This window comes from Thermus sp. NMX2.A1 (genome assembly GCF_000511705.1).
GTDB lineage: Bacteria > Deinococcota > Deinococci > Deinococcales > Thermaceae > Thermus > Thermus scotoductus.
Window position 1 is genome coordinate 1 of record NZ_ATNI01000104.1, and the last position, 10,604, is coordinate 10,604.

A 10,604-nucleotide genomic window follows, 5' to 3' on the forward strand; every position below is an offset into this window, starting at 1 on the left:
AACAGGGCGTCAAGGCCCCAGCCCACGAGCCCGATGAAGAGGAGGCTAGCCATGACATAGTCCAGTTGGCCCGAGTTGTAGCTGTCCCACACGAAGAAACCTATCCCCATGCCTCCAGCAAGCATCTCAGCGGCCACAATCACCATCCAGGCTGTACCCATGCCTAGCCGGAAGCCGGTGAAGACGTAAGGTAGGCTGTGGGGCAGCACCACGCGGGTGAGGTAGGTCCAGGGTGAGAAGGCAAAGACCTTGGCCACGTTGCGGTAGTCCTGGGGGATTGAGCCTACGCCCAGCGCAGTGTTGATCAGGGTAGGCCATAGCGAGGTGATAGCGATAACAAAGATGGAGGCCGGTTCCGAGGCCTGGAGGGCAGCCAGGCCCACCGGGAACCAGGCCAGGGGGGATATCGGGCGTAGGATCTGGATCACGGGGTTAAGCATGGCCCTTAGCCCTTCCGAAGTTCCCACCGCGATGCCCAGGGGCACAGCGATCAAGGCCCCTAGCCCGAAGCCTGCAAAGACACGCTTAAGGGAGAGCCACAACTGCAAGCCGATGCCCAGGTCGTTGGGGCCGTGGTTGTAGAAGGGATTGGTAAGAAGTTACCAGAACACCCCTAGGGTTCTGGCAGGATCGGGCAGCTGGGGGGTGATGGTGTGGCTAAGGATGTACCACGCCAGCAGCAGGATGGCAAAGCCGGTAATGGCGTTCAATCCCATGAGCAGGGAGGTGGGGACGGTAATCCTCCGAAAGGGGGACTCTTTACCAAGGCGTTCCATGGACAAACCTCCTTACACCCTCACCTTGTACTTCCTGATGGAACCTTCAGGGTCCTTGGGGTCAAAGGTGACGCCATCGATGAAGCCGGAAAGGGGACGCATATCGTCATTGGGGATGGGGATGCTGAGCTCCTTGGCCACGGAAATATAGAAGTCCTGCGCCAGGATGGTTTCGGCGATGCCTTCGTAGTCAATCCTTCCCTTGAGCATGCCCCAACGGCGGTACTGGGCCAGGAACCAGATGGCATGGGACTTCCGGGGGAAGTTGGTCTGGCCACCGTTATGGAAGAGCATGTAGTCGTCGGTATAGGTGTGCCTACCTAGATCTCCTCCCAGGTCGTACACGCCAAGCAGGCGGGCTTCGATAATGCTGGGATCAGCGTTGACGTACTGGCGGCGGGCAATCACCTTGGCGGCGGTGCGGCGGTTAGCTGGGTTATCCAGCCACTTGCTGGCCTCGAGGACCGCCTTGGTAATGGCCCGCGCCTCCTCTGGATTATCGCGAAAGAACTCATGGTTGAAGACCAAGGCCTTCTCGGGGTGGTGCTTCCAGATGTCCTGGCTGGCTAGGGCAGTGAAGCCGATACCCTGCTTGACCGCCACGCCGTTCCAGGGCTCGCCCACGCAGAAGCCGTCCATACTGCCCACGCCCATGTTGGCTACCATCTGCGGTGGGGGGACCACGATGATGCGCACGTCCTTCACCGGGTTAACGCCACAGGCCCCCAGCCAGTAGCGCAGCCACAGGTCATGGGTGCCGCCGGGGAAGGTCATGGCGAAGGTAAGGGGTTTGCCCTCCCGCTTCTTGGCTAGGATGGCTTTTCCCGCTCCATCCAGGTCCTTGAAGCCCACCTTGCCTCCGAAGTCCTGGCTGGAGAGGGTGATGGCCTGGCCGTTGTTGTTTAAGACCATAGCGATGCGCAACACCCGTCCCGCCGGCCCGCCGATCCCGGTATACACCGAGAAGGGCAGGCCGAAGAGGGTGTGCGCCGCCACGATCTCCCCGCTAAGAAGGTGGTCACGGGTGGTGGCCCAGCTGGCCTCCTTGACCAGTTCCACATCCACCCCGTGCTTCTGGTACAGGCCTAGCTCCTTGGCCATCACCACGGAGGCGCAATCGGTGAGGGCGATGAAGCCGATCCTAAGCTTTCTGCTCCGGGCCTGGCCACGCACAAGCCCGGTGGTGGCAATGCCCAGGGCAAGCCCCTTCTTCAGCACCTCCCTGCGAGCGATCTTTTTCATGCCTCACCTCCCTTTAGCCTGCCTTCCTGGGGCTGCTGATTTCCTCGAGGAAAGCGGCAAATTCCGTTACCAAGGCTCCCATGCGCTCCGTCCTGGGATGCCATACCCGTATCCCCGCCTCTTGCAGGGGCCTTGCGGTTACTCGCCCTATGGCCAAGGCCCAGACCTCCTGGAAGGCCTCCCTCAGATGGTCCATCTGTCCCCCTCTATGGGCGTACTCCAGGAGGCACTCCACCTGGGGCATGCTTGTGAAGACCACCGCATCTACCTGCTGGGCAAGGATTTCCTCCATCAACCGGGCAAGACCGGTTTCGGGGGCGCAGAGGTGCCGGTAGGGTAGGAACTCCTCCACCACCGCTCCCCGCTCTCGGAGAAAGTGGACAAGCCCGGGGGCGGGTTGTCCGTAAAGTTGGAGAAACACCCGTTGGCCCGTCAAGGGATAAACCCGAAGGGCCTCCATCAGACTCTCCATGGTGCCATCCTCGTCCTCGAGGACGGCCTCGAGGGCATGCCCCTTGAGGGCTCGCCGGGCCTTGTAGCCCCGCAGCGCGATCTTGCTGCGCCTTAGTTGGGCATAGACTGCTTCCCACAATCCCAGGGCCTCGGCCTGCTCCTGGAGTTGCTGGAATCCCGTGCCCGTGGTGAAGATGACCCAGTCGGCACCATAATGGGCGAATTTGCGAAGCTGCTCCTCTAGCAAGTGGGCTTCAGCCAGCACCGTCTGTGCGGTGGGGCGAAATAGGGGAATGCCCCCTTGCTTTTTAAGAATCAGCGCCAAGTCTTCCCCCCGGCGTGAACTACAGAGGGCAAAGCGCATCCCGGAAAGCTTCATGTACCCACCTTGGCTACCTCGGCGACGGGAACGCCCACCCAGACTTCCCCTGCCTCCAACCTAACCGGGTACACGGCCAGGCGAACGGTGGGGTCGTCCAGGTATTCGCCGGTTTCCAGGTCGAAGCGATGTTTCAGTAGGGGCGAGGCTACGTACAGGCGCTCCCCTTTGCTTCCCACCAGCCCGCGGCTGATTACGTTGGCCTTGGTGAAGGGGTCGAAGTTGGAAAGGGCGAACAGCCGCTCGCCCACGCGGAAGATGGCCACCTGCTTCCCCTCCACCAGGGCGCAGACGCCACTCCCGGGCAGGATGTCCTCTAGCCGGCAGACCCGGACCCACCTCATGGTTCTGCCTCCGTGGCCAAGGGTAGGGGGAGCGTGTCGCGCTCAAAGTCGTAGGCCGGGCGGTGCTGGCCGCGTTGTGGCACCATTACGATGTTGTCGTCGGGGGCGTCGGAGTTGACGAAGTGGCGGAAGTGCTTGAGCTTATTGGGGTCCTCCAACGTGGCCTTCCACTCGCACCGATAGGTCTCGATGTGGCGGGCCATCTGGGCCTCGAGTTCCGCCGCTAAACCCAGTTTGTCTTCCACGATCACCTCCCGCAGGTACTCGATGCCGCCATCCAGCTTCTCCAGCCACCCGCTGGTGCGCTGGAGCTTATCGGCGGTACGGATGTAGAACATCAGGAAACGGTCGATGTAGCGCACGAGGGTTTCCTCGTCGAGGTCGGCGGCCAGCAACTCGGCGTGGCGGGGCTTCATGCCCCCATTGCCGCCCACGTAGAGGTTCCAACCCCGCTCGGTGGCGATGACGCCGACATCCTTACTACGGGCCTCGGCGCACTCGCGGATGCACCCTGAGACCCCCATCTTGATCTTGTGGGGAGCCCTGAGGCCCTTGTAGCGGTTTTCCAGCCGGATGGCCAGCCCAACTGAGTCCTGCACCCCGTAGCGGCACCAGGTGTCGCCCACGCAGCTCTTAACGGTACGCACGGCCTTGCCGTAGGCGTGACCAGATTCAAAGCCAGCGGCGATGAGGTCAGCCCAGATGTGCGGGAGCTGCTCTAGCCGTGCCCCGAAGAGGTCCACCCGCTGCCCGCCGGTGATCTTGGTGTAAAGCCCGTACTTTTTCGCTATCTGTCCGAGGGCGATGAGCTTCTCGGGGGTGATCTCCCCGCCGGGTATGCGGGGTACCACCGAATAGGTACCGTCGCGCTGCAGATTGGCCAGGAAGCGGTCGTTGGTGTCCTGCAAGGGGGCATGGGCGTCCTCCAGCACGTGTTCGTTGTAGAAGGAGGCCAGAATTGAGGCCACGGCTGGCTTACAGACCTCGCAACCCACTCCCCTGCCGTAGTCGCGCAGTAGGGCATCGAAGGTCTTGTAGCCCTTGACCCGGACGATGTCGAAGAGCTGACGGCGGCTATAAGGAAAATGCTCGCAGAGGTGGTCGCTGGCCTTCTCGCCCAGCTTCAGCAGCTCCTCCTTGAGGATATCCTCCATCATGCCCACGCAGCCGCCGCAACCCGTGCCGGCCTTGGTCGCCTTCTTCAACGAGGCGATGTCGCGGGCACCCAGGTGTATGGCCTCAACGATGGTACCTTTGGTCACGTTCTCGCACTGGCACACCCGCGCTGTGAGGGGTAAGGTGGTCCTGGTGGCGGGATTTTCCTGGGCTGGGGGAATGAGCAGGTGCTCGGGGTTTCCCAGCTCTAGGGCGTTGGAGAACAGGTTGTGAAGCCTGGGATAGTCCGAGGTGTCGCCCACCAGGATGCCGCCCAGAAGCCGCCGGCCATCTGGGCTGATCACGAGTTTCTTGTAAACGCCCTTGCCGAGGTCGTAAAGCAGGATCTCCCTTGCGCCTGCGGTTTGGGCGAAAGCGTCGCCGAAGCTGGCCACCTCCACACCCAGGAGCTTGAGCTTGGTGGACGTGTCCGCCCCGGTGAAGGTCCTCGTGCTGCCGGTGAGATGTTCGGCCAGGACGCGGGCCATCTCGTAGCCGGGTCCCACCAGTCCGTAGATGCGGCCTTGGTAGAGGGCACAATCCCCGATGGCGTAGATGTGGGGATCGGAGGTGCGGCAGTGCTCATCTATGACAATGCCGCCGCGCTCGCCTACCTCAAGGCCGCTCGATCGCGCCAGTTCGTCGCGGGGGCGAATGCCCGCCGAGAAGATCACCAGGTCCGCCTCGAGGCTGCTCCCGTCGGCGAAGTGCAGCGCGGCCACGCGGCCACCCCTGCCCCTGATCCTCTGGGTGGTTTTGGAGAGGTGCACCCCGATCCCCATGGCCTCGAGCTTTTTCTTCAACAGATGGGCGCCTAGCTCATCCAGTTGCATGGGCATCAGGCGGGGGGCGAGTTCCACCACGTGGGTCTCTAGACCCAGTTTTAACAAGGCCCCGGCAGCCTCAAGCCCCAGCAGGCCACCACCGATGACCACCCCCTTTTGGCTGTGCTTGGCCCAGGCTTCTATGCGGGTAAGGTCCTCGAGGGTGCGGTAGGTGAAGCAGCCCTCGAGGTCACGCCCCTCGATAGGCGGCACGAAAGGGTAGGGGCCCGTTGCCAGAACCAGGATGTCGTAGGGGATATCCTGATGGGTGGTCCGGACAAGCCTTTGTCCGCGGTCGATGGCCGTGGCCCTGGCGTGGATGATGTGGACGCCCCATTCCGCGTACTGCTCATAGGATCCCAGAGAGAGGTTGGGGCGCGGTTCGCTGAAGAACTCGCTCAGGCGGACCCGGTCATAGGCCAGGCGTGGCTCCTCGGCGATCACCGTGAGGTGGAAGTCTTGGGTCCTGGCCCTCAGGGCTTCCAGAAACTTGTGTCCTACCATGCCATTGCCCACCACTACGATCCGCTCTACCATAGGCACCTCCTCCTTAAGGGCTTAGCGCGGGACGCGGCTCTAAAGCCGTGCTGGCCTCGAGGGGCTTGAGCCGGGCCCTTATCCGCACCACCTCCCCTATCACCCATACGGCTGGAGGCTGGACCTCGCTTCCTCCCGCGGCTACCTCCCCCAGCGTGGAGACCACCACCCGCTCCTGGGGTGTGGAGCCCCGTTCGATAAAGGCCACCGGTTCCTCCGGCCTGCGCCCAACCCGTACCAGTTCTTGGGCGATGCGGCTGCGTTCCTTGATCCCCATAAGCACCACCAGGGTGTCCACCCGGGTGTAGGGGGTGAGGTCTGGCAACCTCCCCCCTTGGGTGTGGCCCGAGAGCACCGCAAAGCCCCCCGACACGCCCCGCATGGTCAGGGGAATGCCGGCCAAAGCTGGGACAGCGAGGGCGGAGCTCACCCCAGGCACCACTTCCACCTCGATCCCTTTTTCGGTCAGGAACAGCCACTCCTCCCCCCCACGTCCGTAGACCAAGGGATCCCCTCCCTTTAGCCGCACCACCTTCTTTCCGGAGCGGGCGTGATGGAGCAGTTGGTGGAGGATGAACTCCTGTACCCTGTCCTGCTCGCCCAGCTCCTTTCCCACGTAAACGAGCTGGGCCCGGGGATTGACCTGTTCCAACACGGCGGGACTGACCAGGCGGTCGTAGAGCACCACCTCGGCCCTCTTGAGCAAGCGGAGGGCCCTGAGCGTTAAAAGCTCAGGATCTCCCGGGCCCGCGCCCACCAAGTAGACCTTGCCTCTACTCCTATCCCTCATCATGAAGACACCCCCTCCAACCCCGATTGGTGTAGAGCCCTGAGCAGAACCTCTCTGGCCTCCTCGGTTTCGCCCCGGGCTACCAGTTCCAGGGCGGGGCTGTCCATCATGCGGTACCAGGCAGCCTTCCTAGCCTGGAAGTCATGGGGAAAGGTTTCCTTCACAATGGTTCGGTAGGCGTGCAGTATTTGGAGAAATTCTTTGTACTCAGGGCCGTATTTCTTGGCCAGTTCCTGCCGGATCCTTACCCCTAAGGCGGGGGCCACCCCGCTGGTGGAGACTGCGATGATCAATGCCCCCTGCCGATGAACCGCGGGTAGGATGAAATCGCAGTGGGCTGGGTCATCCACCGTGTTCAGCCACACCCCTCGCTCGCGGGCCTCCTGGGCGATGAGAGGGTGGAGCCAGCGCTCGCGCGGATGGGCAAAGCACAGTTGAAAGCCCTCGAGGTCTCCCCGGCGGTACCCCCGCCGTAGCCACCGAAACCGTGGGCCCTTGCCGTCTTCCAGAAGGGGTTCTAGCCCCGGGTGCGGGTGGGGAGAGATCAACGTGACGGCTGCCCCCACCTCCAGTAAGCTCCGCACCTTGGCTTCTGTTTCGCAGCCTCCCCCTATGAAGAGGACCGGGCGGCCCCGTAGATCCAGCATCACAGGGTAGTACATGACACCTCCTGGTCGGCTGCCGTTGCCACGGTCTCGGGCTGGGTGAACGGTGCGAGGTCCACGGCGGCCACCTTGAACTCGGGCATCCCGCAACTGGGGTCGAGGGCGGGGTTAATCAGCCGGTTGATGGCCCGCTCTCCTTCCCAATGGAAAGGCACGAAAAGGGTGTCGGGGCGAATCTTGGGGTTGTACCTTACCCGGTAACAGGCCCTGGCACGCCGGCTACGGACCACGGCCAGGCCTCCCTCAGCAAGCCCCAGGCGCTGGGCGGTTTCGGGGTGAACCTCCAAAAGCGGCTCGGGGTACTTCTTAATGAGGCGCTTTAGGCGGCGGGTGTGGTTGCCGGTGAGGTAGTGGTAGAGGACCCGCCCCGTGGTGAGATAGAGGGGATAGCGCCCATCGGGTTCCTCGGCACTCGGCCGAAAAGGCGTAGGGATGAAGTGCGCGCGTCCGTCAGCCTGGGGAAAGCCCTGGGCGAAAGGCCTGGGCGTGCCAGGGCGGTTTTCAGAGGGGCAGGGCCAGAATACCTCCTCCCCGGCTTCTAGGCGCTCCCAGGTGATGCCATAATAATCGGCTTTAGCCCCTCGGGTGGCCAGGCGTAGTTCGTCGTAGACCTCACGGGGATTGGTGTAGCGGAAATACTGCCCTGCCCCAAGCCCAACGGCTAGGTCGCGGAGGATCTCCAAATCGCCTCTGGCCCCAATAGGAGGGCGGTGTACAGCACGGCGCAGGACCACGCGGCCCTCGAGGTTAGTTGTGGTGCCATCCTCTTCAACCCAGAGCGCGCCGGGTAGCACCACCCTGGCATGGCGGGCCGTCTCCGAAAGGAAGGGGTCGATCACCACCAGATGCTCCATGCGGGCGAGGGCATCGCGCACCCAATCCGAGTGTGGGGAAGAGGGGATGGGGTTTGCGCCCATCACCAGCATTCCCTGGATTTCGCCCCGGGCGATGGCTTGCAGGATCTCGAAGGCCGAATACCCCTTGCCAGGGAGCTGCTCGGGCTCAATTCCCCACACCCTGGCGACGGCCAGGCGGTCGCTGGGGTCCTCGAGGCTGCGGTAGCCGGGCAGCTGGTCGGCCTTCAGCCCCATCTCGGGCGCACCCTGGCCGTTGGCTTGGCCGGTGAGGGTACCAAAATCCGCCCCCAGTGCCAGCGCCAGGTTGATATAGGCCAGGGTGGTGTCCACACCGCGCGCATTCTGGTCAGCCCCCCGCCCGGTGAGGATGAGGGCTTTGCGGGCGCTGGCGAGCAGTTGGGCGGCCTGTTGGATCTCGTAAGGCGTCAGGCCAGAAATCTCCGCAGCCCAGACCGGTGTACAGCCCTCCACCGCCGCCAGGGCCTTCTCTAGCCCTCGGGTGTGCTCAGCGATGAAGCCATAGTTGAGGCGATGGTCCTTGGCGAGTACGTGGAGCAAGGTATTGGCCACGGCGAGATCGGTGCCAGGACGAAGCGCGAGGTGCAAGGTGGCGAGGTTCGCGGTGATGGTATGGCGAGGGTCCACCACAATGAAGCGGGTGCCACCCTCCTTGGCCTGGTGGAAGTATGGCATCAGCATGGGCAGGGTCTCCGCCGCATTGGAGCCTGCTAAGAGGATCAGGTCGTACCGGGGTAGGTCGGCTAGGGGACGGTTAAGCCCCCGGTCCAGGCCAAAGGCAAGGTTCTGGGCGGCGGCCGCCGCCGACATGCAATAGCGCCCGTTGTAGTCCACGTGAGGGGTCTTCAAAACCAATCGTGCGAACTTGCCCAGCAAATAGGCCTTTTCATTGCTCAGGCTGCCCCCACCGTACACCGCGTTGGCGGTGTTACCATGCCTGGCTGCAATGCGCCGGAAGCCCTCTACCGCTACCTCCAAGGCCTCTTCCCAGCTCGCAGGCTCAAGCTGCCCCTTCTTACGCACCAGAGGGGTTCTCAGGCGATGGGTGTGCCCCAGCAGTTCGCCCGAGGTCAAGCCCAGTACACAAAGCCTCCCCTTGTTGATGGGGTGAGGTAGGGGTTTGACCGTACCGTCGGCGTGTAACTGCATCGCGCACTGCATGGCGCAGAAACCGCAATGGGTGGAGGTGGCGGGAGTTCCGTTCGGAGGGTGCTCTTCCTGGGTCGGGAGGCTCCTCATATGGGAAAGTATAGGGGTGGTTGTGCAGCTTGTCAAGATAGTAATGGTCAAATGACCACATTTTGACTTACACTAAGCACAGAAAGCGCTGAATATGTGCATAGCGTTCTGATAGTAATAGCTTAGTCTCACAAGTATATGGTACAACAGCAATTTGGGAAGCTACCAGAACCCAAAAAGCCAGGGTTCACCCCAAGCAGGATGGCCTGCGGCTGATCCTGGCCGGCAACCAGGTGGACCGGAAGAGACTTCGGCTGGCCCGGGCTATGTTTTCTTGGTGAAACCGAGATGCACTGAGCCCAGACCAGCCCTTATCGGTTACATGGCGTAAGCCTCGAGGCCCATGCGCCCACCAGGCCGGGTGATCCAGTTGGCTCCCCTATGCCTCGGGTCAGCGTGGCTTCTGGCCCAGTAGGCCGGAGGGTGGCCATGGTGGGGATCTCGGTGGCAGCCTGGCTATACCTGGGCCAGGGCCTTAAGCAAAGCCTCTATGGCCTCCTCCCTTTGGGCGGAAAGCCTGAGCCACTCGGGAAGGCCGAAACTGGTGGCATCCCGCACCCGGATGCCCTTCTCCCTGAGGGCCCTGGCCACCTCCGCGGCCTGGCCCACCCGTACCAGGAGGAAGTTGGCGGGACTTTCCCGCACCTCGAGGCCCAACTCCCTAAGCCCCTGGGCCAGAAGTCCCCTCAGGCGGTGAAGCTCTTTACGGGTGCTTTCCAGCCAGGCCTGGGCCCTGGGGTCCAGTTGCCCCTCCAAAAGCCCTTCCCCGTACACGGATACGGGCCAGGAGGGGGCCAGGTTCTGGAAAACCGTGAGGTCCAAGGGAGCCACCAGGTACCCGGCCCGCACCCCCGTAAGGCCGTGGGCCTTGTTGGGGCTATAGAGGAGCCAAGCCCCTTGGGGTAGGGAAGGGGGCGTTTCCATTAGGGGGAAGTAGGCCAGGTCCAGCACCAAGGCTCCTCCCGCCCGCCTCACTGCCTCCTCCAGGAAGGGGTAGACCTCCCCCGTGGGGTTATTGGGGAGGCAGAGGAAGGCTATGGAGCTTCGTGGCAAGAGCTTTAGGTACTCCTCCGGGGTCTCCACCTCCCAAAGGGGAAGGTCCAGGGCCCGGGCTGCCCGGGCGTACTCGCTAAAGGTGGGCTTTAGAAGGAGGATAGGGCCCCGGAGGTAGTTCCAACGCACCAGGCGGTGGATGAGCTCGCTGGTTCCCGTGCCCACGGCCACCTGTTCCGGCGATACCCCGTGGGCCTCGGCCAGGAGGCGGCGGAGGTTTCGGTAAAGGGGGTCGGGGTAGCGGCTAGGGTCCTTGGCCCGGATGTGCTCGA

10 protein-coding genes are annotated in these 10,604 nt (G+C 63.0%); all 10 read right to left on the reverse strand.

Going from position 1 to position 10,604, the window contains the following annotated elements:
- The coding region (gene ntrB / locus TNMX_RS11085) for a nitrate ABC transporter permease (protein WP_371180297.1) at positions 1–548 on the reverse strand (548 nt) is incomplete at its 3' end.
- Positions 549–599: 51 nt separating this feature from the next.
- On the reverse strand, positions 600–776 hold the full coding sequence (locus tag TNMX_RS13115) for a hypothetical protein (RefSeq protein ID WP_216593116.1): 177 nt from the start codon (positions 774–776) through the stop codon (positions 600–602).
- 12 nt (positions 777–788) lie between these two features.
- The gene (locus TNMX_RS11090; protein WP_038032252.1) at positions 789–2,018 is read right to left on the reverse strand and encodes a CmpA/NrtA family ABC transporter substrate-binding protein; all 1,230 of its coding nucleotides are present in this window, start codon (positions 2,016–2,018) and stop codon (positions 789–791) included.
- Positions 2,019–2,031: 13 nt separating this feature from the next.
- The gene (locus TNMX_RS11095) at positions 2,032–2,850 is read right to left on the reverse strand and encodes a uroporphyrinogen-III synthase (RefSeq protein WP_038032254.1); all 819 of its coding nucleotides are present in this window, start codon (positions 2,848–2,850) and stop codon (positions 2,032–2,034) included.
- The gene (nirD, locus tag TNMX_RS11100) at positions 2,847–3,194 is read right to left on the reverse strand and encodes a nitrite reductase small subunit NirD (RefSeq protein WP_038032256.1); all 348 of its coding nucleotides are present in this window, start codon (positions 3,192–3,194) and stop codon (positions 2,847–2,849) included. The genes TNMX_RS11095 and nirD overlap by 4 nt, the downstream gene beginning before the upstream one ends.
- Positions 3,191–5,710, reverse strand: a complete 2,520-nt coding sequence (gene nirB / locus TNMX_RS11105; RefSeq protein WP_038032257.1) for a nitrite reductase large subunit NirB — start codon at positions 5,708–5,710, stop codon at positions 3,191–3,193. Before nirB ends, nirD begins: the two co-directional genes overlap by 4 nt.
- 13 nt (positions 5,711–5,723) lie before the next feature.
- Positions 5,724–6,500, reverse strand: coding sequence for a uroporphyrinogen-III C-methyltransferase (gene cobA / locus TNMX_RS11110; RefSeq protein WP_038032260.1), 777 nt, complete (start codon positions 6,498–6,500; stop codon positions 5,724–5,726).
- On the reverse strand, positions 6,500–7,162 hold the full coding sequence (locus TNMX_RS11115) for a bifunctional precorrin-2 dehydrogenase/sirohydrochlorin ferrochelatase (protein WP_038032261.1): 663 nt from the start codon (positions 7,160–7,162) through the stop codon (positions 6,500–6,502). The genes cobA and TNMX_RS11115 overlap by 1 nt, the downstream gene beginning before the upstream one ends.
- Positions 7,147–9,279 carry a molybdopterin oxidoreductase family protein gene (locus tag TNMX_RS11120; protein ID WP_052037987.1) on the reverse strand — a complete coding sequence of 711 codons (2,133 nt, stop codon included), beginning with the start codon at positions 9,277–9,279 and terminating at the stop codon, positions 7,147–7,149. The genes TNMX_RS11115 and TNMX_RS11120 overlap by 16 nt, the downstream gene beginning before the upstream one ends.
- Before the next feature lie 456 nt (positions 9,280–9,735).
- The coding region (locus tag TNMX_RS11125) for a histidinol-phosphate transaminase (protein WP_038032263.1) at positions 9,736–10,604 on the reverse strand (869 nt) is incomplete at its 5' end.

Bases quoted from the DNA above. Each gene is read 5' to 3' on its own strand.
- nirD (WP_038032256.1), bottom strand. From the start codon at position 3,194: ATGAGGTGGGTCCGGGTCTGCCGGCTAGAGGACATCCTGCCCGGGAGT.
- TNMX_RS11115 (WP_038032261.1), bottom strand. From the start codon at position 7,162: ATGTACTACCCTGTGATGCTGGATCTACGGGGCCGCCCGGTCCTCTTC.
- TNMX_RS11095 (WP_038032254.1), bottom strand. From the start codon at position 2,850: ATGAAGCTTTCCGGGATGCGCTTTGCCCTCTGTAGTTCACGCCGGGGG.
- TNMX_RS11120 (WP_052037987.1), bottom strand. From the start codon at position 9,279: ATGAGGAGCCTCCCGACCCAGGAAGAGCACCCTCCGAACGGAACTCCC.
- cobA (WP_038032260.1), bottom strand. From the start codon at position 6,500: ATGAGGGATAGGAGTAGAGGCAAGGTCTACTTGGTGGGCGCGGGCCCG.
- TNMX_RS13115 (WP_216593116.1), bottom strand. From the start codon at position 776: ATGGAACGCCTTGGTAAAGAGTCCCCCTTTCGGAGGATTACCGTCCCC.
- nirB (WP_038032257.1), bottom strand. From the start codon at position 5,710: ATGGTAGAGCGGATCGTAGTGGTGGGCAATGGCATGGTAGGACACAAG.
- TNMX_RS11090 (WP_038032252.1), bottom strand. From the start codon at position 2,018: ATGAAAAAGATCGCTCGCAGGGAGGTGCTGAAGAAGGGGCTTGCCCTG.